Here is a 24,989-nt window from a genome sequence, read left to right as displayed (position 1 = left end):
TATCTCCTTATATCTGTCTCCATTCTATTGTTACGTATTACCTAAAAAAAGTAAATCAATTTATGAACAAAACAATACCGCAAGAAATCAATGTACATGGTATCGATTTCTTGCGGTATACGTATTAACGTTGATTACTTTTTGGATCAAAAGCATCTCTTAAACCGTCTCCAATAAAATTAATAGTTAGTACGGTAATAAAAATCGCAAGTCCTGGTGGTATCCAAGCTTCCGGATGGTTACGTAAAATCCTAATATTTTGCGCTTCGGATATCATATTCCCCCAGGTTGGTGTTGGTTGCGGGATTCCAAACCCTATAAAACTTAGTCCGGATTCTATGATAATGTAAGATGCCATCATAAGCGTGGCATTTACGACAATTGGTCCTATTGCATTCGGAATAAAATGTTTAAAAATGATTCGAAAATCATTTGCTCCAATAGCATGTGCACTCAATACAAATTCTTGTTCACGTAAAGATAAATATGACCCCCGAATAATCCTTGTTAAACTTGGCCATGACGTTAAAGCAATTGTTGTAACAAATAAACCAATTGTTACATTATCAATTACCGCCATTATCGTAAGTACTAATACTAGAAATGGCAACATTAACATAATATCTGCTCCACGCATAATAACACTATCGACTTTACCACCATAGTAACCAGCTAGCGAACCTAATACAACACCAATTACTAATGTAAAGAACATTGCACTAAACCCAACGACTAAAGAGATTCGTCCTCCGTATAACAGACGAGAAAAATTATCTTGTCCAACTCCATTCGTTCCTAAAATATGTTCTTCACTCGGACCTTGCTCGATTTTTAAAAGATTCGTTTTTTCCGGATCAAGATCCGTAAATAATGGAGCAAATATACAGATTAAAATAATTAATAGTAATATAATTAGACTAATTACAGCGAGTTTGTTTTTAAAAAATCTACTTAATCCTATTTGAAAAGGACTTTTACTTTTTTGGTTTTTGGATAATATACCTTCTTCAGGAATATTAGGCACTGGTTCTTGCGGCATGGATTGCATTTTCACTCACCTCAATCATAACGAATTCTAGGATCAATAACACTATACAAGATATCAGCAACTAAATTTCCAACTAAGACGAGAACACCCAAAATCATTGCAATTGCCATTACAACCGGATAATCACGATTGGTAACAGAGCTAAGAAATAGAGTTCCTAGTCCTGGGTATTGAAAGACTTGTTCCGTAATTACTGCACCACCAAGCAAAATTCCAATTTCAAATCCCATTAAAGTCACAATCGGTAATAATGCATTTCGTAGAGTATGTTTATAAAGAACATTTCTCTCTGACATTCCTTTTGCTCGTGCAGTGCGAATATAATCACTACCTAAAACGCCCAGTACCTCAGATCGCATATATCTCATGTATGTTGCTGTACCAGCTAATCCTAGTGTTATTCCCGGAAGAATCATATGATGAATTCGATCAACGAAACCACTGAATCCTGATGCTCCTGGAGATGATAGTGTCCCTTGAGCAGGGAACCATCCTAAGTTAATAGATAAAAAGTAGATTGCCATTAAACCAAAAAAGAAGTTCGGTATGGCTAGTCCTAAAAATCCAAACCCTGTAGCAGCATAATCTACCAATGAATATGGTTTTCTAGCAGAATAAATGCCTATCGGTATAGATACAACTAATGTAATTAATAATGCAAACACACCTAAGTATACTGTATTCATTATCCTATCCTGAATTAATTCCATTACAGAACGACCGTTAAACACAAGTGAGTTACCAAAATCTCCCTGAGCTACACCTGATATCCATCTACCATAACGAACCGGTATAGGGTCATTTAAGCCGAGTGCTTCTCTCTGCTTTTCGTACACTTCAGGATCTACTCTTGGATCTGCAAGTTGCTGTCCAGTCAGTGCGTCTCCAGGAGCTAATTGAGCAAGCGTAAAAACAATAATAGTTAGAGCTAAAAGCATCGGGAAAAATACTAATACTCTTCGTATAATATATTTCGTCATGTCATTCCCACCTTAATGTTTTTTCCTAGGAACATATATGTAAGTCCTTGTTGGTATGAACTATGCTCTTTAGTAATGGGATTCGATTTTTCTACCACCTCTACACAGTGCAAATAAAGAAACGACAGAAAAGAGCAAATGTTGAATTGGAATATCTCGCTATCACTCAACTCGAATCTTCTAGTTCCTTAAGAGCAAAATAGAAAGGAGCATACGGCCACAAACGCACGCTCCTATACATATACTATTACTCAGAAACCCACCATAGGTGTGGATCATTTATAAATCCATATGGCATTGGATCTATTCCATTTAGGCGTTTATTATGGCCGTAAATTTTATTTTGCGCGTAAAGTAATAGCGCTGGAAGTTCATCTGAAAATAAACCTTGCCATTCACTATACTTTTCCTCACGAAAGCTTTGTTCAAAAGCATCAGGTGGTGTTAATGCATCAGCAATCAATTGATCCGATTCTTCGTTATTCCAACGACCATAGTTATAAGGATCTACACTTCTCCATAATCCAGATGGATCTGGGTCCCCACTTCCTAAACTCCAACCTAGTAAATATATATCCCAATCCGTATTATCATTCGTTAATTCTTCTACATATGCAGTCATTTCCTTCGGTTGACGTAGATCGATTTTAATTCCAGCCTCCTCTAAGAATTGCGCTAATATTGGAGCGGATTGTTCACGAAGCGCATTTCCGGTCGGATAATTAATGTTAACAATCCATTCTTCTCCATCCGGAGTCTCTCGGAATCCATCATCATTGGTATCAACGTATCCAGCTTCATCAAGCAATTCTGCTGCTTTTTCTGGATTATATTCATATGCTGTAGTTGCCTCCTCATCATATGCCCAAAATTGTTGTGCAATTGGGGCGTTAATAACAGATCCATGCCCATGCAGTAAATTATCAACAATAGCTTGACGATCAATTGCATATGCCATTGCTTGACGAACAAGTTTTTCTCCCACATCTTCATTTACTTTCCAATTAGCTGGATCGATTGTTCCACTTTCAACATCTGCGTCTGTTCTATGATTCATTTTAAAGCCCATTAATTGATAACCAAAATCAGTCTGTTCAATAACTTCTACATGTTCCATCCCATCTACATCTTCAAAATCAGCTGCAGGAACACCATTTGGATCAGAGATAAAATCAATTTCTCCATTCTCTAAAAGTCCAAGCATAACCGACTGATCTACGATTCTCCATACAATTTGATCTAGGTATGGTTCACCCTCCCAATAATCGGCATGCTTTTCTAGGATATATTGTTCTCGTTCAAGCATTTCAGTAAATTTAAATGGACCAGTTCCGATTACTTCACCAGCATTTAAAGTGGCTGGATGAGAAGGCATTTCCTCAATTGGTACATCTGCAAAAATATGTTCTGGTATAATTGAAAATGCTACATCCTTCAAAATAGTTACATTTGGTTCTTCGAATTTAAAGGTAACCGTGTAATCATCTTCTGCAACAACACCCTCAAATTCATCTGTCTCTCCACTATTAAATGCTTCATAGCCTACTAGTTTCTCTACATATTCAGTACGTACACCACCTGCTTCGATATATCCAGGAGATGCAATCGATTTGTACGTAAAGACAACATCATCTGCTGTGAATTCTTCACCATCATGCCACTTAACGCCTTCTTCTAAGTTTAGCGTGATTTCTGTGTTATCATCATTAATTTCCCAATCTTTAGCTAAGTTAGGTCCAAACACTAATTCTTTATCTTGACTCAATAAACCTTCATGCGTAAAGTCCAAGATATTTGCCTCATATGCTTCTTCATAGAAGATCGGATTAAAAACCCCAGCTGGTGCAGTATCCATTGCACCTGTAATTGTTCCGCCTGATTGCGGTTCACCAGTAGCCTCTTCTCCTCCATCATCAGTATCTTCTTCTGCAGAAGCAGGTTCCTCAGTATCACCTTCACCTTCATCATTACCTGAGCAAGCTACTGCAAATATAGAAACAAATAGAAATAGTACAGCAAGCATCAGTATTCTTTTCCATTTTCCCATTAATTTTCCCCCTTTAAGTATCTTTAATAGATTTACTAACTTAACCATTTGATAACAGAGACATCACCTCCTAATTATGTACTCCACCTTCTTTCAAGAATGCAAATGGCAGGCAACGTAATGACCTTCTTCCTTTTCTATTAATGGTGGTTTTTCCAATCCACACTGTTCAAAAGCAAAAGGACAACGTGTACGGAATGTACAACCGCTCGGAGGATCTGCTGGAGACGGTAAATCTCCAGTTAATCTAATTCTCTCTTTTGGTGTTGCTAGTGTTGCTACCTCATCATTTGCTTTAACGACAGGAATAGAAGAAAGTAAAGCTTGTGTATATGGATGCATTGCGTTTTTATATAGCGAATGCTTATCCGCAATTTCAACAATTCTTCCTAAATACATTACTGCGACTCGATCACTAATATGTTTTACTACACTAAGATCATGTGCAATAAATAAATAGGTTAATCCTAAGTCATCTTGTAAATCTTTCATTAAATTAAGAACCTGAGCTTGGATAGATACATCTAATGCTGAAACTGGCTCGTCACAAATCACAAATTTCGGATTTGTAATTAATGCTCGAGCAATACTTATACGTTGTCTTTGTCCACCAGAAAATTCATGAGGATATTTTAAGCGGTCTTCTGCTCGAAGTCCTACTTTTTCAATAATGTCGATTACTTTTTTCATTCTCTCTTCTTTGGACAAATTAGTTTGTACAATTAAAGGTTCTTCTATCAATTCTGAAATACTCATTTTAGAATTTAACGATGCAAATGGATCTTGAAATACCATTTGCATATCTTTTCTATGAACCCTTAATTTTCTTCTACTTAAATGAGATATATCTATCCCATTAAACTCGATTTTGCCTTCCGTTGGATCTAGAAGACGTAGCATTACCCGTCCTAGCGTCGACTTACCAGAACCAGATTCTCCTACAATTCCAAGCGTCTCTCCTTCATAAATAGAAAATGACACATCATCAACTGCTTTTAAATGTCCAATAGTTCGTTTTAAAACTCCACCTTTTATAGGAAAATATTTCTTCACTTCCTTCACATCTACTAAAACATTTGATTCGGCCAGCTTCATTTCTTCACCACCTCTTCTTGATAGAGATAACAACGTACTGCGTGGTTATTATTTTCTTCCATCTTTGTCAATTTTGGAATAGCTTGTTTACATTCTTCCATGACGTATGGACATCTGGTTGAAAAGCGACAACCAATCGGAAAATCATATGCAGGTGGTACTGAGCCTTTTATCGTCCCTAATCGTTCGATATCTTGATTTATATCTGGCAAACTTTCTAATAACCCTTTCGTATAGGGATGTTTGGTATGATGTAGTAACTCTGAAACTGTTCCTTCTTCTACAATTTGGCCTCCGTACATTACGATAATTCGGTCAGCATATTCTGATACTACACCTATATCGTGTGTAATTAATAGCACTGCCATATGAAATTTTTCTTTCATCTCTTGTAATAAATCTAAAATTTGTGCCTGTATGGTTACATCAAGGGCGGTAGTAGGTTCATCAGCAATTAATAGTTTAGGGTCACAGGATATCGCCATTGCAATCATAACTCGTTGACGCATACCACCAGACAATTGATGTGGATATTCATCTATTACTTGCTCTGCACGCGGAATTCCTACAAGTTTTAATAAATGAATTGCTTTTATTCTTGCTTCTTGTTTATTTATTTTTTTATGTTTTCTTAACATTTCGATAATTTGATTTCCAATTGTGTATACTGGATTTAAAGAAGTCATCGGTTCTTGAAAAATCATACCTATATCATTTCCTCTAATTTTCGTTATTTGCTTAGAGGTAAGATTTTGAATTTCTTCATTATGTAATTTAACAGTTCCATCAATAATTTCCCCAGGCTTATTAATTAGTTGCATTATTGATAATGCAGTAATACTTTTTCCACTTCCCGATTCTCCTACGATGGCCACTGTCTCACCGGGGGATACGTGGAACGAAACTCCATCCACTGCTTTTGCAACTTTTTCTTTCTCTAAATAAAAATATGTTTTTAAATTTGCAACATCAAGTACTGATTCCTTTTTCATTCGCACACTCCATTCCCAAACCTTTTTTGAATATTTTTAGCTAGGGATATATATCTAGTTAATAAATTTGAATTCATATTATACTATAACTCGTAAACTGTCAACGGAATATACTGAATTTTATTAAATATAACAAAATTCGACATAGTCAAATAAAAAATGCACTTCTTCTTAAAAGAAGTACATTCGAGTAATATATTATATTTCAATTTAAGGAAGTAAAAAGAATAGTACGCAAAAGTAATGAAAAAGTGTACCCGCAATAACAAATAAGTGCCAAATCATATGATGAAATTTAAATCCTCTCCACATATAAAAAACCGTTCCTAACGTATAGCATAATCCACCTGCAATGAGCAGATATACCCCGCTACTTTCTATGTTATTTGTTATTTGCGACCATCCTATTACAATTAACCAGCCCATCGCTATATATAATAACGTAGAGGTAAACAGAAATCGTTTTACAAAATATACTTTAAATACAATACCCACTAAAGCGATTCCCCATACAATACCAAAGATACTCCACCCCATCGCGCCTTGAATAACTAATAGTGTAAAAGGGGTGTAAGTACCAGCTATAAATAAATAGATGGAAGAATGATCAAGTATCTCAAATATATCTTTTGCCTTTCCTTTTGGTAAAGCATGTACAAATGTTGAAGAAGTATATAAGATTACCATGGTCGCACCAAATATAGTAAATGTAACAACATGTAACACTGTCCCATTTATTACTGATGAAACAATCAACACAACTAACCCTGCTACACTTAATAAAGCTGCCACACCATGAGTTATTGCGTTCGCAATTTCTTCTCCTTTTGTAAAAATATGTGTATTTGCCAATTCAACCATCCTTCTTTCCACACAATAAATTCATCTACTTTAAAATATTACATGTTCAAAAACGAAAAAGCGAATAAAATCGTATGTATATTTTTTTCTAATCATGATATACTTTAAATACAGAACATTTGTTCCTATTTTGTAAAAGGAGGGATCGTTCGATGTACCCATTACTTCTTCATTCTGTACAACAAAAAGAAAAAGTAATAATGGTATATATTGATCAGCAAGATATCATAACACAACGAACTGTTCAAGTAGTAACGATAAAATCTGATTCGATACTTGCATTTTGTTATTTTCGAAAAGAAATCAGATTATTTCATCTTGACCAGATATTGTCTGTCGGAAAATCATCTGGGCGAGTGAGATACGGTGCATGACATGAATGATCGCGGAAGTATAAAATGGACAGCTATGATGCTGCCAGAACATGTTGAATATCTTAGAAAGAAGAAAAAAGAAGCTCAAAAGATTTCTAAACCTGTTATCGATAATCAGCAATTTGATTATATGGAACAGCAATTACAGTATGCTACGGTCAATAATTCCAATATCATAATTACTTACTATAATGATGGAGAAATACAAACCATTACATGTCAAACATCAAATATAAAAGTAACAAAGGAATATCTCCAACTAAATATAGGTAACGGTACCATAGAACTACCTGTAAATAACCTTTTGAATATAGAATCTGAATGAGGACATAACAAAAAGGATTGGTCAAAAAACGAATGATAGCTAGAATAAGTCTTAGAATATTCGGATACTCTTATGGGAGCAAGGCTCGGAGAGACCCTTTCGGAGGCTCACCAGCCACCCAAAGAAAACGGAATATATTTCTGAAGCGAGTTTTTTTAAATCCATTCATTCGGATTTATCTTTTGCGTGAATATTTTTGTCCCAACCTCTCACTCACCAAAAACCGTATGCTCTAGTAAGCTTTCAATTTCAGTCCAGTCATATTCTTCTTCTATTTTTTCTTTTATAAACGACAATATATGAACGGCTTCTATCTCAAAATAAAGGATTTGGTCCATAAACGTCATCGGAATATAGGAACCAAATAGTTGAATCCATTTTTTTATTTGATGAACAGGAGCTTCAATAACCTTACTAACTCCCATTAGACTAATAACATACATGGTTTCCACCACCTTATACCTTTTACTTAATTAGAATGTATATATTGAATAATTCTATACTAGCGTGCAATAGTGGAAGTACCATGTGATAAGTCTAAAAAAAGTAAGTAATTAATATGACATGTAAAAAAAGAAATATGCACCCCAAAGATCCAAACTCTAAGGTGCATATGACAAACACTATTATTTATCTTCTAAAACCGTTTTAGCAATACTTTCATCTAAATCTTCAAACTCTTCATAGGAAATTGTCTGGTATAATTCTTTCCTTGTTTGCATATCTGACAAACCATTCTTTTGACTTCCCTCTTTACGAATTATTGAAAAGATTTTTTCATAGGCTTTTGCTGCAACTCGTAAAGATGTAACGGGATATATGACAATATCAAAGCCCATTTGTTCAAATTCCTCTGCAGTTAGATAAGGAGTTTTCCCAAATTCCGTCATGTTAGCAAGTAATGGTGCATCTATCTTTTCTGAAGCAAGGCGAAATTCTTCTTCATTTTGTAATGCCTCTGGAAATATAATATCCGCTCCTGCTTCTACATAAGCTTGGGCTCTTGAAATAGCATTCTCTAAACCTTCAACTGCACGGGCGTCAGTTCTAGCAACAATCACAAGAGTTGGAGCCACTTCTTTAATTGCTGTAATTTTTTGAACCATTTCTTCTGTACTTACTAACTGTTTTCCATTTAAATGGCCACACTTTTTAGGCAATTTCTGATCCTCTAGCTGTACTGCAGCCACATTTGCCTCTACCATTTCACGTGACGTTCTGACAACATTCAATACACCACCAAAACCTGTATCTATATCAACAAGAATAGGTAAATTAGTAGCACGTACAATGTCTCTAGCTCTATCAGCTATCTCTGTTGAAGTAATAATACCTAAGTCCGGCAAGCCACGACTAGCTGTATAAGCCGCTCCTGAAAGATAAAGAGATTGAAATCCGGCTTCTTTGGCAACCAATCCAGCCATCGCGTCATGTGCACCAGGAATTTGTAAAATACCTTTCTCGCTTACTTGGGATCTGAACTGACTTGCTAATTCTTGTTGTGATATAGGTTGGTCTACTATCCAAGCCATTTATAAGTCCTCCTTAATTTACAAATAAATCAATAAAATCCGTCGTATTCATTTGTTGCACCTCATCAAAATTATTAGTAAATTTTTGTATACGTTCACTCTGTTTATCCGTATATTGTGTAGATAAATTATACGCATACTTCTCCAAAATCTTAGGAACTGCTTCATCACGGCGGAAACGATGCCCTAATGGATATTCACAATCAATAACATCTGTCGAAGTTCCATCTACAAAGTGTACTTGTATTGCATTAGCAATCGAACGCTTCTCCGGATCTAAATAATCCGTTGTATAGGATTCTTTCTCCACGGTTACCATTTTTTCACGTAATTCATCAATACGCGGATCAGATGCCACATCATCTTCATAATCTTCTGCAGTGATATTTCCTTTCAAAAGCCCAATAGCAGCAATATACTGTAAGCAATGATCTCGATCAGCTGGATTGTGTAACGGTCCTGTCTTATCAATTATTCTAATAGCAGATTCATGGGTTGTAATCGTTATTTCTTTAATTTCATCAAGACGCCCAATTATTTCTGGATGTAATTGAACTGCTGCCTCAGCTGCTGTTTGCGCATGAAATTCTGCAGGATATGATACTTTAAATAAGACATTTTCCATAACATAACTTCCTAAAGAACGACTTAGCTTTAACTCCTTTCCTTTAAAAAGAACATCTTGGAATCCCCAACCTTTTGCGGTAAGAGCTGTAGCATATCCCATTTCTCCTTTTATTGCCATTAAAGCTAATCGAACTGCTCTACTTGTCGCATCTCCAGCAGCCCAGGATTTTCTTGAACCTGTGTTTGGAAAATGACGATACGTACGTAAACTTGAATTATCAATCCAAGCATTAGATAATGCATTTTGTATCTCTTCTTTCGTTCCACCTAGCATTTTTGTCACAACTGCAGTAGTAGCAATTTTCACATATAAAACGTGGTCTAATCCAACTCGATTCAAACTATTCTCTAGAGCTAATACACCCTGAATTTCATGTGCTTTAATCATCATTTCAAGTATTTCTTTTACTTTAATTGGCTCTTCACCTTTTTTTAATCTTTCTTGACTTACATAATCAGCAACAGCTAAGATTCCACCTAAATTATCTGAGGGATGTCCCCATTCAGCTGCAAGCCAAGTGTCATTGTAATCTAACCAGCGAATCATTGCACCAATGTTAAAGGCACCTTGCACTGGATCCAACACATAGGAAGTACCCGGTACTCTGCTACCATTAGGTACAACTGTACCTGGCACAATCGGACCTAATAATTTTGTACATTCTGGATAATTCAACGCTAAAATCCCACAACCCAATGTATCAATTAGTACTTGGTGTGCAGTTCTATAAGCTTCTTCACTCGTAATTTCTGTATGAAGTACATAATCAGCTATTTCTTCTATAATTTTATCTGTTTGGTTAATCGTTTTTACTTGTGTCATATAATAAATCCCCTCTCTTTTTCCTTTAATAATCTTTTCCGATATATTTTACTCTTGGACGGAATATACGATTGTTTGAGTGTTGCTCAACGATATGAGCTGCGAGTCCAGCTGTACGTGCACTAAAAAAGATTGGTGTATAGAGTGAAATTGGTATACCTAATTTCCAATAAACAGGAGCTGCGTAATAATCTAAATTAGGATATAATCCTTTTTCTTTTTTCATTATTTTCTCTCCAGCTTCACACATCTCTAGTAACGTATAGTCATTATCTTTCTCACAAAGTTTCTTTAGTGCTTCTTTGGTGATAAGTGCACGAGGATCCATTTTTTTCATATAAACACGATGCCCAAACCCCATAATTTTTTCTTTATTTTCTAACTTTTTATATAATAAATGTTCAAATTCATTCACCGTTTCCACTTCATTAAGCATGTACATAACTGCTTCATTTGCACCACCATGTAGATTACCTTTTAACGAGGAGATAGCTCCAGTTAATGCACCATACATATCAGAATTAGTCGAAGATATTACTCTAGCAGTAAAGGTAGAATTCGGCATTTCATGTTCACTATATAGCAGTAGCAAACGGTCAAAAATTTCCACTTCTAAATCTGACGGTTCTTTTCCTGTAATCATGTATAAAAAGTTTGCACTATATGATAGTTCTATCGCTGGTTGCATCACTTCTTGATTATTTATAATTCGATAACTATTTACTGTTATTGTTGGCAATTGTCCAAGTAACCGATAAGCACGATCCTTATTTGTACTAGCTGAACGATCCTCGATATTCTTATCGTATCCTGCAAGCACAGATAAAGCTGTCCGCATTCCATCCATTGGATGTGTTCCCTTTGGTAATAGTTTTAAGATCTCCAATACTGATTGAGGAACTTCATAATGATCTTTCAACAATTTCTCTGTATTTGTTTTTTCTGCTCTTTTAGGTAGACCCCCTTCCAAAAGCAAATGAAGAATATCTATATAATCCTGTTTTAATGATAATTCGATAAGGTCATGCCCATTGATGATAATTTTTTCCTTATCAACGTCTAAAAAAGAAATCGCTGTTTCCGAAGCAATCACACCATCCAAACCTGGAATAAATTTTTCTTCTGTCTTCAATTTTATTCCTCCTCATTTTAAATTTTGAAAGCGTAGTCAAACGATCGAAAAAAACATCCTTCAACCTTATATACCTTAATTATAATATTGAATTGAAAATTAGAAAAATATATAATATTAATAAATAAACATAAAAAAAATCTATATCACATGTTATAGGAGGATTATCAATGCATTTACAGGATTGGGAAATGTTATCCACTTTATATGAGACAGAGAATATTACACAGGCTGCCCATCAATTATTTTTAACACAACCCACCCTGACTTCACGAATGAAAAAATTAGAAACCTATTATGGTATACAAATTATTATGAGAAAACGTAGGGGAATTGCTTTTACTCCTGAAGGTGAGCAATTGGCACATCATGCTCAGCAAATGTTAAAGGAGCAGAGAAAGATTGAAGAAACACTAGACAATATGAAAAATCAAGTTACAGGAACATTACGTGTAGGAGTTTCAAACTTTTTTGCATCTAATAAAATGCCCAAACTGCTTCAATTATTTAAACAAGAATATCCTGATGTTGAGTGCCAAGTAGTAACTGGATGGAGTAGCGAAATGCATCGATTGTTATTAAATCATGATGTACATATTAGTTTTATAAAAGGAAATTATCCATGGAAAGAGAGAAAACAATTATTGTATGAAGAAGAAATTTGCATCGCATCACCTTGGGAGTTTTCTTGGGAACAACTTCCTGAGCTTCCAAGGATTGATTATTATACGGACGATCATATGCGACTGATGGTTGATAATTGGTGGCATCACCATTATACTCAAAGCCCCAATATTACTATCCATGTTAATCAAGTGGAAACTTGTAAAGAAATGGTTGTACATGGTTTAGGCTATGCAGTGGTTGCTAATTTAGTAGTTAGAAATAACCCAGAATTAATTGTTAAACCAATCATAAATGAAGATAGGGAACTCATTAAAAGGCAGACTTGGATGTATTACCCCGAAGATGCATTGCAAATGAATGTTGTTCGTGCATTTGTAGATTTCATTCAAACCATTGATGTTAAAGCATTATAACCTAAGAAAAAATAAAACTACCAAAAAGTCAAATGAGATTAATTATCGTGAAGGAGATTTTTAAAATTTCTAGGGCAAGAAGGCCGAGGGTGAGACAGCGGTGAGCTGTAATATGCTAACCATGAAAGTAAAGTATATTTCCCAATTGTATTAATCTGAACTTATCTTTACTACTCTAGTCTCAACCTGGTTATTATAACTAATAAATAAAATATATTGCCTTTAAAATTGTCTTCTAAGATAAAATTTCACTTTAACTGTACCCATTCTGGAACTCTCATTTCACAAAGAAGTTCGACTTCCTTTTCACGGGTATACAAATAGGAACTATTTTCTATTAAATCTTCATCTACAAATCCAGGATGAGTCATCACTTCTACAGAAAGAACATTTTCTTTTTTTAATTGTTCAAACAGATTATCTGTAACACCATCTTGATAAAATTCAGTCCATAATTTTTCAGTCCAACATATATCCGGATAATCCTTCAACGAATCCGCATACCGTACAGGAACTTCATATTCCTTAGCTAATTTTAAAATAACACCTACTAATGGTGGCCAAGCGTGAATGTGATGATGGCTATCTATATGATTAAGTGTTAAACCCGTTTTCCTAAATGCTTCTAATTGAGCTCGCCATTCCTTTTCAACATCTTCTAGTAAAGGAGGAGCCATATTTCGATAACTACTTGTATACTTAAAATTACCATTTGATTGTATCAAAGAAGTGTTATTATTTAAGATGGGTTTCCCCCATGTTAAAACGAGATGTAATCCTACTTTTAACTCGTGATTTTTCTTTGCCTGTTCAACAGCGTATTCTACTGATAATCCATTCATCATGAGTGTCGTTGATGTAACACATCCTTCTCTATGGGCTTTTATAATTCCATCCGTTACACCTCTCGTTAGTCCATAATCATCCGCATTAATCTCTACCCTCATTGATACCCCTCCATCAATTATTCTAATTCTGGATATTTTCGTTCTATTGTAAAGTTAGTCTTATCTCCTCGGAAAAACGACTTTGAAAATTCTATTTTTTTCCCCAGTTGATCTTCTGCAATCGTTTCTATGTAAAAACATGGTAGTCCTGGCTCACATTCTAGATATTTACAAATTTGATCATCTGCAAGGGTTATTTCCATATTTTCATAAGTTTTAGCAATGAATACATTGAACATGTCGTTTAACGACTTATATAAAGAAGTTTCAACATGTGTATTGGTAATTCCTGGTGCAATGGACCAAGGTATAAACGCTATTTCATACTGCGTGGGCTGGCCATTTGCTTTACGAACACGTTCAATCCGCTGTATAGGGTCTTTCATATATACATCTAGATATGAAACAATCATTTCATCAGCTGCAATTACAGAAATATCTATTACTTCAATTTCTGATACTTTCCCTTGAATTGCTAACTGATCACTATAACGCTTGACGGTCTGTGTCAGTGTCTGTTTCACTTTTTCATCAGCTACAAATGTTCCACTTCCTTGTTGTCTAACTAGGTAGCCTTCTAGTGTAAGTTGGTTTAATGCTGTACGAACAGTGGTACGGCTTACATTAAAATCTTTGCAAAGATCTAGCTCTGGTGGAATTTTTTCTCCACTTTTGTATTGATTTGTCTTAATTCGTTGTAATAACTCCTGCTTAATATAAGCGTGTAAAGATTGGTTTTTCTCCATTACCGTACTCCTTTTTCACTGTTTTTATTTAGTTTACAAGATTTGAAACTGATTGACAATAATTTATGTTATAACAACTAAATAAAATTGTATGGACAATACAAAATTTGTATGATACATTTTAGGTGAGTTATCTAAACATTTTAAATAAAAGCGATTACATTTAGTGAAGGAGCATTAAATTATGGCATTAAAACTCGTTATTATCGGTGGTGGTTCAAGTTATACTCCGGAGATTATTGAAGGAATTATTCAACGTCAGGATACTTTTCCTGTAAATGAAATTGTTCTAGTTGATATTGAACCAGGGAAACATAAACTAGAAACTATTGGTTATCTTGGAAAAAGAATGATTCATCAAGCGAATGCGAATATTAAACTTTCATGGACATTGAATCGTAAAGAAGCATTAGTCAATGCAAATTTTATTGCTACTCAAATTCGAGTTGGTGGTCTTAAAGCACGTGCAATAGATGAACGTATTCCGCTAAAGCATGGTTTTATTGGACAGGAAACAAATGGTGCAGGTGGCATAATGAAAGCTTTTCGTACAATACCTGTGTTGATGGAAATCGCAAAAGATGTACAAGAAATATGCCCAGATGCTTGGATTATTAACTTTACAAATCCAGCAGGAATAGTTACAGAAGCACTTCTAAATTATTCTCGACATGAAAAAGTTATAGGAGTTTGTAATATTCCTTTTAATACACAACATTCCACTGCCGAACTATTAAATGCAAAACCTGAAGAGGTGCAAATTGAATTTATTGGACTAAATCATTTTATTTTTGGTAAGAAGATACTTGTAGACGGAGAAAATCGTACGGAAGAAATATTCGATCGACTAATCAACCGGGAAGCCAATTATACACCAGCAAATATAATGCCGTTAAATTGGTCAAGGACATTCATTCAATCTACAAAACTATTACCTAATCCATATCATCAATATTATTTCCAAACAGAAACAGTACTCCAAAAGGATTTGCATGCATATAAAGAAAATGGTACACGAGCGGAGGTAGTACAACAATTAGAAGAATCCTTATTTGATTTATATCAACAACCGGAATTAAATATTAAACCAAAAGAACTTGAAAAAAGAGGTGGAGCATTTTATAGCAAAGTTGCATGTAGTTTAATGGACTCCATATACAATAATAAGAATGATATACAGACAGTAAATACACATAATCATGGTACGATTACTGATTTACCGAATGATGCAGTAATTGAAGCTAATTGTGTGATAACAAAAGGTGGTCCAAAACCAATTTCCATTGGAAAGATTCCAGCTCCTGTAAAAGGCATGATCCAAAATATGAAAGCAATGGAAGAACTCACAATTCAAGCTGCATTATCGGGAAAATATGAGGATGCTTACAATGCGTTTGTTATGAATCCATTAATTCAAGACGAAAAGAAAGCAAAAGTGTTACTTGATGAACTTTTAGAAGCTCACAAATCTTTTCTACCACAATTTAAACTATAGGAGGAACAAAGCATGAATAACAAATTTATGCAGAAATTTATTGAAATCGCTGGTCGTATTGGGTCACAACGTCATTTAGTTGCAATACGTGATGGTTTCGTTTCTATTATGCCTTTAATTATTATTGGGTCATTAGCTGTGTTAATCAATAACTTTCCAGATTTCGGGAATTTTAGTCTAGTTGAAATGTTAAATAGTATTTTTGGTGAAGGTAAATGGCAAGTAGTTGGTGGAAGTATATGGAATGGTACATTCGCTGTATTAGGACTACTTATATCATTTTCTATCGCATATAATTTAGCTAAGTCCTACGAAATAGATGGTTTATCTTCAGGTTTAATTTCCGCTGCAGCTTTTATTATGCTTGTCCCGACGACTGCTGATGGTGGATTGAATTTTGCTTGGCTTGGAGCACAAGGACTATTTGTTGCTATTATTCTCTCCATGCTAGTAACAGAGTTTTTCAGATTTCTCATTAATAAGAATATTACCATCAAAATGCCAGAAGGAGTTCCTGAAGGAGTTTCCAGATCATTTTCTGCTTTAATACCAGCGATAATTATTCTTGTTCTTGTTGGTCTATTCCATGCTTTCGTTAGTGTATTCTCTGGAATTAGTATATTTGAAGTAATATTCAATGTAATACAAGAGCCTCTCCAAGGACTCGGAAATACATTACCTGCAGCAATCATTGTTGCCTTCTTAAATCATTTATTATGGTTTTTTGGGCTACATGGTACAAACATTATCGGATCAGTAATCGAACCAGTATATTTGCCTCTGATTGAACGAAATGCAGACTTATTCCAAAAAGGTATGTCCGCATTTGATGTGCCAAATGTAGTAACAAAACCATTTTTAGATACATTTGTTTTTATGGGTGGATCTGGAACGACAATTGCTTTGCTGATTGCTGTATTTATTGTTATCAGACATGAAAAAAATCATCCATATCGAGAAGTAGCAAAATTATCAGCACCTGCCGGTTTATTTAATATCAACGAACCAGTAATTTTTGGGTTACCAATTGTATTAAACCCAATCTTTTTAATTCCTTTTATCCTTGTACCTGTCACCTTAACAATAATCTCTTATTTTGCTTTGTCATTAGGCCTTGTACCAAAAACCGTCGCTATACTTCCTTGGACAACTCCCCCTATATTAAGTGGATACCTTGTCACTGGAGGAAATGTACGTGGAATCATTTTACAGCTCTTTAACTTAACCATAGCCGTACTATTATATATTCCATTTATTATGGCGGGTGTACGTTCGATGAGAGAAAAGATAGGAGGTCAAAAATAATGATCATACAACAGGAAGAATTACAAGTGCTTTCATTTCAAATTATATTACATGCAGGAAACGCTAGGTCTGAAGCAATGGAAGCATTACAGCTTGCTAGAAACGGAGAATTTAACGAAGCAGAATTAAAGCTAGAAACTGCTGATAAAGAATTTACAGAAGCTCATCATATACAAACATCTCTATTACAAGATGAAGCAAATGGGACCATTCCAGAATTCTCCATAATCCTTATCCATGCACAGGATCATTTAATGAATGCTTTAACTGTAAAAGATTTAGCAATCGAAATGATTGCAATGCAAAAACAAATAAAAAAGTTGGAGGAGAGATAACATGAAGATTCGTCTCGTATGTTCTGCTGGCATGTCCACATCCATGCTTGTTAAAAAAATGGAAATCGCAGCAAAGGAAAATAAATTAGAAGTGGAAATTGACGCAATTCCTGAAACACAATTAAAAAATCATTTAACAGATCTAGATGTTGTATTAATTGGTCCTCAAGTTCGTTATTTAGAAAAGAAGATTCGTGAGTTAGTTGAACCAAAAGGAGTTAAAGTTGCTGTTATTGACCAAATGGCTTACGGTTTGGTTCAAGGTGATAAAGTATTAGAACAAGCAATCAATCTAAAAAACACTTAAATTAGACTCATGATCAAGGTATAATAATATTAACTGTTTTAACCAATAAGATTTCACCTATCACTTTTGATAGATGGAATCTTTTCTTACTATATAAGGATAGATACTATATTTCAAAATATCTTTTCATAGAAATACTATTTATTTATTATTATAAATGAAGGGTTTTATAATAAAATTATTGAATATTATATAAATGGAGGCGATCAAATTGTATGAACACATTTCAAATCATATGAAACAAGTACGCGGGATCACTTTAAATTCTCTAGAAAAAATTCCTGAAGAATTAGCTGATCATATCCCAGAAACATATCGAAATAATATTAGATGGAATTTTGGCCATATTATAGTAGTTCAAGAGAAGCTTATATTTGGAGTAATGAATGAAAAGCTAGAGATCCCTACAACCTTTATCGAATATTTTAAACCTGGTACTAGTCCGAATGAATGGAAGGGAACACCACCTAGTTTTAATGAAATAGTTAAAGAACTAACCCTTCAAATTGATAGAATCAACAACTATGCACCTTATCACCTAGAAGAGACTTTGCCTACTCCTTTTATCAATAGTTCAAAAATGCGATTTGACACTTTTTCCGAAACATTGTTATTCAGTTTTTATCATGAAGCTCTTCATATGGAGACAATTAAGCGTATTTATCGACTTGTAAAATAAAAACTGTTTAACGAATGTATAAAGGGGAATATGTATAATGTAAAATAAAAACATCTTTATTGATGAAATAGATTAAACTTTAGGAGGCTCACTTTGCATATAATCCTTTTTGATGGTGAATGTAATGTTTGTGATTCAAGTGTTCAATTTATTCTAAAGCGAGATCAAGAAGGAATGTTTTCCTTTGCCTCTCTACAAAGTGAAGCAGGTAAATATTTACGAGAAAAATATAACATCCCTAATGATACAGACAGTATGGTACTCGTAAAAGAAAATAACGATGTGAAAATAAAGTCTAATGCGGTACTAGATATTTGTAGAAAATTACCATTACCGTGGAAATTATTATACGGATTAACTATTGTTCCAAACTCTATTCGAAACAAAGCTTATGATTGGTTCGCCAACAATCGATTTAAATGGTTTGGTAAAAAACAACAATGTAAACTCCCTACTCCCGAAGAAAGACAAAGATTTATCGAATCCGTTGAAGATATATAAAAAAGGGTGACCTCTGACTCGAAGAGGTTACCCTTTTTTAGTAAAAATTTTTATTCCGCATCAGGCAGTAATACTCGCACTAAATAAGGATCCAATTTATTTCTTTTGGATTGGAAACTTGATGACATTCCCTTTTTTTTGCCTGTATATTTCTTTTAACTTACTTACAACTAATAAACCATGCTCTCCAACTAACTCCAAAAGATAGTTGATGCCATCTTTATCACCAAAAATCCAACGATCTAATTCTTTATCATCGTATTCTGGATGTGTTAACTGATAATACAAACCAATTCTAGTTGACTCATTGATCAAATTGTCATAAGTAGCATTATAAATAAAATAATCATTAAAATAACTCGTTCTTACTACTCCAAGTCCTAACTTTTCAATCCAATCATAATTCAGCTCGTGATTGTCTACTCCATATAATCTATCCACGCGCTTAAAGTCAAATTCGGTATTGGTCATTACTTCTATATCTAAATAGTTTTGTAATGCTGTTGCATCAATATAAAACATTCTTTTTCTTTCTTGATTCATCATTTCATTCCCCCTTTAACGACATCTACTTACTTTAATAGACGGCAAACTATATAAAAAAGAAGCAAAAAAGTCATAGAAAATTCTATGACTTTTATATTCATTTACTCCATATCCACTTGAAGGTCATTTTTTACATTATTTTTTGCTTTTATAAAGAATAGAATGGTTAATATTACTGTCAATACAAGTCCAATAATGAAAGATATATTTAAATCTAACTGGAATCCAATCTTCGCATTAAGAATATATACCAGAACCATATAAGTCATAAAAATGGCTGGTACCATAGATACGACAAAGTTCTTACCTTTCACATACAAATACATCGTAGCAATCCATAATGCAAGCATTGCTGTTGCTTGGTTTGCCCAAGAGAAATATCTCCATAACAGATTAAAATCAATTGTTGTTAAGAAGTATGCTATCCCGAATAATGGAATTGCGATCATTAAACGGTCAGCAGCTTTCTTTTGGTTAATATTTAAGTAATCTGCAATAATAGACCTCGCTGCACGGAAGGCAGTGTCACCTGAAGTAATAGGTAAAATAATCACACCAATTACCGCAATTGTACCCGCAACAGCTCCTAATAAAGTAATAGCAATTTCACTCACTGCTGCTGAAGCTGTCCCGTCTGCGATCACTTGACTTAATGTTTGTCCATCAAAAATACTCATTGCTGCTACTGCCCAAATCATTGCAATAATTCCTTCTGCAATCATCATCCCATAAAAAATATATCTTCCCTGTGATTCTTTTTGGGTTGTTCTAGATATAATCGGCGATTGTGTTGCGTGGAATCCAGATAAAGCTCCACAAGTAATCGTAAAGAATAAAATAGGGAATATTGGTAAGTTATCTGGATGTATATTTTGAATCGTAAGTTCTGGTATCTTATAATCAGAGAATACTAGTGCTACACCTATTAACACAGTTCCAATTAATAAGATTGCTCCAAAAAATGGATAAATTCGACCTATAATTTTATCAATTGGTAGAATTGTTGAAAGAAAATAATAGAGTAAAATAGCTCCTAAAATATATATAAATGCAACTTTCCCATCTAGTAAAATATCGATCAATGAAGCTGGAGTAGTTAAGAAAACGGTTCCAACTAAGATTAATAAAAGAAGAGAAAAAGCATTAACAATATGTCTCGAAAAGCTTCCCAAAAACTTTCCTGCAAGCTGTGGTATGTGTGCACCACGATTTCGTATAGATATCATCCCTGTTAAATAGTCATGCACCGCTCCTGCAAAAATCGATCCAATGACAATCCATAAAAATGCAACTGGTCCAAATAACGCACCCATAATAGGCCCGAAAATTGGTCCTGTACCCGCAATGTTTAATAATTGAATTAAAGCATTTTTCTGTTTATTCATTGGAAGATAATCTACTCCATCATTCTGTGATATAGCTGGAGTTTGCCTCTTATCTGATGGTCCAAATAACTTTTCTATAAATTTTCCATACGTAAAATATGCAATAATTAATAAAATAATAGCTGTGAAAAGTGTTATCATATATATCCCCCATAATCTCCGATGTAATCGTTTCCATATCACCATTATATCTTTTAACCGATAAATATCAATATATTTTCGTTAATAAAATTTCAATCCTATGAATAAAACATCAAAAAAAATTCAAGAATAACAAGGATTGTATTCTTGATTACCAATTATTACTATTAGTTGGATCATCGTAAACTAATTCATTTATGAAAATCTTTTATTCTTTTATTTACACTTATTTGTTCACGATCGGTAAGAATCTCAATGACAACTGGTGAGACTTTTGCATGTTCAAGTGCTATTGGAAATACATGTTCAAATTCTTGAAAGCTAGTAACTTGATATCCTTTTCCTCCTAAACTTTGAATATACGATTTAAATGATATATTTCCAAGGTCTGTTGCTATTACTTTTTTTGGATAGTGTATTTCTTGATGCATTCGAATTGTTCCATACATCTGGTTATTAAATATAAGACTTAGCATACCAATTTTATATCTCACTGCAGTTTCTAACTCTTGTGCAGTCATCATGAATCCACCATCTCCGGACAGGGATATAACCGTTTTATTTGGAATTGCAATTGCAGCTCCAATTGCAGAAGGTACGCCATACCCCATTGCTCCTGATGTAGGGCCAATATAAGTGTTTTTATGGTTAAATTGGAAATACGTATGTAGCCATCCTGCAAAATTACCTGCATCATTTGTAATAATATATTCATGACTTAATTGCTGCTGTATATAACCGATTATTTTACTTTGAATATCTTGTTTTTGATTTAATTTTTTTATCGATTCTATTTGCTTGGTACGCCTGTTCTCTACCCATTCTTTCCAAATAAATTCCCCTGAACCCTTTACCTCTTCAATTTTAATCGTTCTTAACGCCAGTAGAGCTTCTTTTATATCCGCTACAATACCTAAATCTGGTGGGTACACATTTCCTATCGTTTCAAAAGATATATCAATATGCACTAGCCGTTTATCATTTGTGATAATCGAATAATCCTGGGTAGTAATTTCCGATAATCTTGTACCTAAAGCAAAGATAACATCTGCTTCATCTACAGCTTCACGTATTTCTGCTGTAATACCTAACCCTAAATGTCCAAGATATAAGTTATTATTATTTGGAAATGCATCATGCCTCCTGAAGGCTGTCATCACAGGTATCTGAAATGCTTCAGCAAATTCAAGAAGCGCATCTTCAGCACCCGAAAAACGAATTCCCCCTCCAGCAATAATTAAAGGTTTTTTGGCAATTTGTAAAAAATGCTGAAACATGGATATTTCTTTTATCGAAGGTGACGGACGTGGAATACTAACAGGTGCTCTAAATATGAATTCTCCTTCTTCATAAAGGATATCTTCAGGTAAAGATATTACTACTGGTCCGGGCCTTCCGGTTTTAGCAATGCGAAAAGCTTTAGCAAGTATTTCAGGTATGCGCTGTACATCTGTAATTTCCACCGCCCATTTGGAAATCGGACGAAAGAAACTCTCTAAATCTACTTCTTGAAAGCCTTCTCTGCCTCTAAACTTAGTACTTACTTGCCCTAGTAGCACAACCATTGGAGTAGAGTCTTGATACGCGGTATGTACACCTATGGATAAGTTACTTGCTCCCACTCCCCTCGTTGCCATAACTATCCCAGGCTTTTTTGTAGCTTTTGCATATCCTTCTGCCATTAAAGCAATACCACCTTCATGACGACCTGAAATTACTTGTATATCTTGCTCATCATATAGAGCATTTAATACAGGAAGATAACTTTCACCTGGAACACAAAAAATATGTTTTACTTCTTCTCTTCGTAACCCTTTTACAATAGCTTCTGCTGCATTTAAATGAATTCGATTATGACTCATATTACTTTCCTCCATTTATCCAAGAATCAATACGTTGAACTGCTTCAATCAGCCTTTCTTCTGGCACTGTTAGTGCAATTCGAAAGTATCCTTCACCTTGTTTACCAAACGCTGAACCAGGAGTTACAATTACATGTGCTTGATCTAGAACTTGTTCTGAAAATGAACTTGAGGTATAGCCTTCCGGAACTTTCACCCATAGAAAAATCGTTCCTTTGGTTTTCTCTACTTGAAAGCCAGCATTTTTTAAAAGTTGCCATGTTTTTAACATACGTTGTTCCATTGTTTGATGTATTGTGCGAATCTCATCTTCACTTTGTTCTAATGCCTTTTTTGCAGCAAGTTGAATTGGTATAAATTGACTAGTATCTATATTACTTTTTAATGTCGCTAACGAATGAATGACACTCGAATTTCCAACAATATATCCAATTCTCCAACCAGTCATATTGAAATTCTTAGATAATGATCCTAATTCTACCCCTATCTTTTTCGCACCTTCTACTTGAAGTAGACTTGAAGATTTATAGTTAGCAAATGTCACATGATCATAGGCTGCATCATGTGCAATACAGATATCATATTTATTTGCCATTTCGACTGCTTTCACAAACGTCTCCTTTTGAGCTGTTGCACCTGTTGGATTATTTGGATAATTTAAAAACAATAACTTCGCTTCTTCTTTATCTTGTTCGCTTATCATTTTCCAGTTCGGTTTATATTCGTTGTTATTATCTAAAGGTAAATAAACTACTTTTCCTTGTACTAGATGTACACCCATTTTATAAACAGGGTATCCTGGATCTGGCAGAATCACTTTATCTCCTGGATTCACAACAGATTGTATTAAATGGACAATCCCTTCTTTACTTCCAATTAAGATGAGAACTTCTTTTTCTGGATCAAGTGTAACTTTGTATTTTTTTTGATAAAAATGAGCAACTGCTTTTCTTAATTCTGGAATCCCTTGATATGAAGAATAGCGATGTAGTTGTTGATCTTTTGTATGTTTACATAGTTCTTCAATTATATAAGAGGGTGGTGGTAAATCAGGTGCTCCGATACCTAAATCGATAACATCATTTCCCTGTTCAATCAGGTTTTGCTTTTTCTTTTGAATATGTGCAAATAAGTAAGCCGGCATATTTCGAACTATATCCGATCCATATAGTGATTTCATATTATCCCTCCAGAATAATTACTTCTAAAGTATATGTTCGTCACTTAACTACCTATGCCTTGTTTATAATTACTCACAGTGTAGCATGGGGTATATAAAATATCCATGATTTTTCAGAATTTTTCTAACGAGAAAACTCAAGGGAAAGTGTATACCCTCGAGTTTCCATTTTTATCGATCTTCTAAATCATCATCTATATCGTTTTCGAAATCATTTTCCTCTGCAAATTCTGTTCCGTAATTCACTCTTCCATTATTTACAGTATTGTCCTCAACTTCTTCTCCAGTAAATAAAGTCGCAACATAATAAACAGCACTAATACCCACTAGACCATAAATAATTCGCGATAATAATGAAGTTTGGCCTCCAAAGATCGCAGCAACTAAATCAAACTGAAAAAATCCAATTAATCCCCAGTTGATTCCTCCAATTACTAATAAGGTTAGAGCGATCGCATGCAATGTTCTCATCTTACAATCACCTCCTTATCCATTAGCATTTGTTGTTTTTATAATTTCATACTTCTTTATAGCTATCCTTTCAGAAAAAAGAGCATACCAATATAAGGAGATATAGCAAGTACCAAGTACGATCAACGAATTGCCATAGGACTTATAGAACTTCTGGAATTAAATTCACGAAGAAGTACAAAACTGATTAATCAAGAAAAAAGAGGCACCATC

26 protein-coding genes are annotated in these 24,989 nt (G+C 34.3%); 9 read left to right on the top strand and 17 right to left on the bottom strand.

Annotated elements, in window-relative coordinates; translation table 11 throughout:
- Window positions 1-124 precede the first annotated feature (124 nt).
- The 6 genes from opp4C to trhA all read right to left on the bottom strand — a co-directional run bounded on the left by opp4C (window position 125) and on the right by trhA (window position 7,014).
- A complete protein-coding gene (opp4C, locus tag AQ616_RS03965) occupies window positions 125-1,048 on the bottom strand; it encodes an oligopeptide ABC transporter permease (protein ID WP_017797370.1) in 924 nt (307 codons plus the stop codon).
- An 11-nt stretch (window positions 1,049-1,059) separates the two neighbouring features.
- Window positions 1,060-2,028 carry an ABC transporter permease gene (locus AQ616_RS03960; RefSeq protein WP_017797371.1) on the bottom strand — a complete coding sequence of 323 codons (969 nt, stop codon included), beginning with the start codon at window positions 2,026-2,028 and terminating at the stop codon, window positions 1,060-1,062.
- A 247-nt stretch (window positions 2,029-2,275) separates the two neighbouring features.
- Complete coding sequence (locus AQ616_RS03955; RefSeq protein ID WP_017797372.1) at window positions 2,276-4,075, bottom strand: peptide-binding protein; 1,800 nt, start codon at window positions 4,073-4,075, stop codon at window positions 2,276-2,278.
- Between the two features lie 93 nt (window positions 4,076-4,168).
- Window positions 4,169-5,170 (bottom strand): ABC transporter ATP-binding protein, encoded by a 1,002-nt coding sequence (locus AQ616_RS03950; RefSeq protein ID WP_017797373.1) that lies wholly within the window; start codon window positions 5,168-5,170, stop codon window positions 4,169-4,171.
- A complete protein-coding gene (locus AQ616_RS03945; protein WP_017797374.1) occupies window positions 5,167-6,162 on the bottom strand; it encodes an ABC transporter ATP-binding protein in 996 nt (331 codons plus the stop codon). Before AQ616_RS03945 ends, AQ616_RS03950 begins: the two co-directional genes overlap by 4 nt.
- A 210-nt stretch (window positions 6,163-6,372) precedes the next feature.
- On the bottom strand, window positions 6,373-7,014 hold the full coding sequence (trhA, locus tag AQ616_RS03940; RefSeq protein ID WP_017797375.1) for a PAQR family membrane homeostasis protein TrhA: 642 nt from the start codon (window positions 7,012-7,014) through the stop codon (window positions 6,373-6,375).
- Window positions 7,015-7,175: 161 nt separating this feature from the next.
- Here trhA and AQ616_RS03935 point away from each other — a divergent pair, with 161 nt between their 5' ends.
- Together AQ616_RS03935 and AQ616_RS03930 are read left to right on the top strand one after the other, a co-directional pair.
- The gene (locus tag AQ616_RS03935; protein WP_069685133.1) at window positions 7,176-7,397 is read left to right on the top strand and encodes a hypothetical protein; all 222 of its coding nucleotides are present in this window, start codon (window positions 7,176-7,178) and stop codon (window positions 7,395-7,397) included.
- Window position 7,398: 1 nt separating this feature from the next.
- Window positions 7,399-7,722: a YolD-like family protein gene (locus tag AQ616_RS03930; RefSeq protein ID WP_069685132.1), complete on the top strand. Its 324-nt coding sequence runs from the start codon at window positions 7,399-7,401 to the stop codon at window positions 7,720-7,722.
- A 209-nt stretch (window positions 7,723-7,931) separates the two neighbouring features.
- On the opposite strand, the gene AQ616_RS03925 is transcribed toward AQ616_RS03930, so the two are convergent.
- The 4 genes from AQ616_RS03925 to mmgD form a co-directional block, all read right to left on the bottom strand.
- Complete coding sequence (locus AQ616_RS03925; RefSeq protein ID WP_017797378.1) at window positions 7,932-8,165, bottom strand: hypothetical protein; 234 nt, start codon at window positions 8,163-8,165, stop codon at window positions 7,932-7,934.
- A 183-nt stretch (window positions 8,166-8,348) separates the two neighbouring features.
- Window positions 8,349-9,254 (bottom strand): methylisocitrate lyase, encoded by a 906-nt coding sequence (prpB, locus tag AQ616_RS03920; protein ID WP_017797379.1) that lies wholly within the window; start codon window positions 9,252-9,254, stop codon window positions 8,349-8,351.
- Between the two features lie 13 nt (window positions 9,255-9,267).
- Window positions 9,268-10,704 (bottom strand): bifunctional 2-methylcitrate dehydratase/aconitate hydratase, encoded by a 1,437-nt coding sequence (locus AQ616_RS03915; protein ID WP_069685131.1) that lies wholly within the window; start codon window positions 10,702-10,704, stop codon window positions 9,268-9,270.
- Window positions 10,705-10,729: 25 nt separating this feature from the next.
- Window positions 10,730-11,836 (bottom strand): citrate synthase, encoded by a 1,107-nt coding sequence (gene mmgD, locus AQ616_RS03910; RefSeq protein ID WP_017797381.1) that lies wholly within the window; start codon window positions 11,834-11,836, stop codon window positions 10,730-10,732.
- A 170-nt stretch (window positions 11,837-12,006) separates the two neighbouring features.
- On the opposite strand from mmgD, the gene AQ616_RS03905 reads away from it, so the two are divergent.
- Complete coding sequence (locus AQ616_RS03905) at window positions 12,007-12,876, top strand: LysR family transcriptional regulator (protein ID WP_017797382.1); 870 nt, start codon at window positions 12,007-12,009, stop codon at window positions 12,874-12,876.
- A 248-nt stretch (window positions 12,877-13,124) separates the two neighbouring features.
- Here AQ616_RS03905 and chbG read toward each other — a convergent pair whose 3' ends face one another.
- Both chbG and AQ616_RS03895 read right to left on the bottom strand, forming a co-directional pair.
- Window positions 13,125-13,823, bottom strand: a complete 699-nt coding sequence (gene chbG / locus AQ616_RS03900) for a chitin disaccharide deacetylase (RefSeq protein WP_017797383.1) — start codon at window positions 13,821-13,823, stop codon at window positions 13,125-13,127.
- A 17-nt stretch (window positions 13,824-13,840) separates the two neighbouring features.
- Entirely contained in the window at window positions 13,841-14,569 is a 729-nt protein-coding gene (locus AQ616_RS03895) for a GntR family transcriptional regulator (RefSeq protein ID WP_017797384.1), read from the bottom strand.
- A gap of 184 nt (window positions 14,570-14,753) precedes the next feature.
- Between AQ616_RS03895 and AQ616_RS03890 the strand changes: the two genes are divergently transcribed.
- The 6 genes from AQ616_RS03890 to AQ616_RS03865 all read left to right on the top strand — a co-directional run bounded on the left by AQ616_RS03890 (window position 14,754) and on the right by AQ616_RS03865 (window position 19,191).
- Complete coding sequence (locus tag AQ616_RS03890) at window positions 14,754-16,064, top strand: 6-phospho-beta-glucosidase (RefSeq protein WP_069685130.1); 1,311 nt, start codon at window positions 14,754-14,756, stop codon at window positions 16,062-16,064.
- Window positions 16,065-16,076: 12 nt separating this feature from the next.
- Window positions 16,077-17,369, top strand: coding sequence for a PTS sugar transporter subunit IIC (locus AQ616_RS03885; protein ID WP_017797386.1), 1,293 nt, complete (start codon window positions 16,077-16,079; stop codon window positions 17,367-17,369).
- Window positions 17,369-17,704: a PTS lactose/cellobiose transporter subunit IIA gene (locus AQ616_RS03880; protein WP_069685129.1), complete on the top strand. Its 336-nt coding sequence runs from the start codon at window positions 17,369-17,371 to the stop codon at window positions 17,702-17,704. Before AQ616_RS03885 ends, AQ616_RS03880 begins: the two co-directional genes overlap by 1 nt.
- A gap of 1 nt (window position 17,705) precedes the next feature.
- Complete coding sequence (locus AQ616_RS03875; RefSeq protein WP_069685128.1) at window positions 17,706-18,011, top strand: PTS sugar transporter subunit IIB; 306 nt, start codon at window positions 17,706-17,708, stop codon at window positions 18,009-18,011.
- Window positions 18,012-18,222: 211 nt separating this feature from the next.
- Window positions 18,223-18,690, top strand: coding sequence for a DinB family protein (locus tag AQ616_RS03870; protein ID WP_069685127.1), 468 nt, complete (start codon window positions 18,223-18,225; stop codon window positions 18,688-18,690).
- A gap of 93 nt (window positions 18,691-18,783) precedes the next feature.
- Entirely contained in the window at window positions 18,784-19,191 is a 408-nt protein-coding gene (locus tag AQ616_RS03865; protein ID WP_017797390.1) for a thiol-disulfide oxidoreductase DCC family protein, read from the top strand.
- A gap of 96 nt (window positions 19,192-19,287) precedes the next feature.
- Here AQ616_RS03865 and AQ616_RS03860 read toward each other — a convergent pair whose 3' ends face one another.
- From AQ616_RS03860 to AQ616_RS03840, 5 genes are all read right to left on the bottom strand, one after another.
- Complete coding sequence (locus AQ616_RS03860; protein WP_017797391.1) at window positions 19,288-19,737, bottom strand: hypothetical protein; 450 nt, start codon at window positions 19,735-19,737, stop codon at window positions 19,288-19,290.
- Between the two features lie 101 nt (window positions 19,738-19,838).
- Window positions 19,839-21,263: a carbon starvation CstA family protein gene (locus tag AQ616_RS03855; protein WP_069685126.1), complete on the bottom strand. Its 1,425-nt coding sequence runs from the start codon at window positions 21,261-21,263 to the stop codon at window positions 19,839-19,841.
- Between the two features lie 191 nt (window positions 21,264-21,454).
- Window positions 21,455-23,125, bottom strand: a complete 1,671-nt coding sequence (locus AQ616_RS03850; protein WP_017797393.1) for a thiamine pyrophosphate-binding protein — start codon at window positions 23,123-23,125, stop codon at window positions 21,455-21,457.
- A gap of 1 nt (window position 23,126) precedes the next feature.
- Window positions 23,127-24,305 carry an aminotransferase class I/II-fold pyridoxal phosphate-dependent enzyme gene (locus AQ616_RS03845; RefSeq protein WP_017797394.1) on the bottom strand — a complete coding sequence of 393 codons (1,179 nt, stop codon included), beginning with the start codon at window positions 24,303-24,305 and terminating at the stop codon, window positions 23,127-23,129.
- 171 nt (window positions 24,306-24,476) lie between these two features.
- Window positions 24,477-24,776, bottom strand: coding sequence for a DUF378 domain-containing protein (locus AQ616_RS03840; RefSeq protein WP_017797395.1), 300 nt, complete (start codon window positions 24,774-24,776; stop codon window positions 24,477-24,479).
- Window positions 24,777-24,989 lie beyond the last annotated feature (213 nt).

This window comes from Oceanobacillus sp. E9 (assembly GCF_001741975.1).
Lineage (GTDB): Bacteria > Bacillota > Bacilli > Bacillales > Amphibacillaceae > Oceanobacillus > Oceanobacillus kimchii.
The sequence above is the reverse complement of the archived record's forward strand: the minus strand, read 5'-3'. Positions and strand labels throughout refer to the sequence as shown.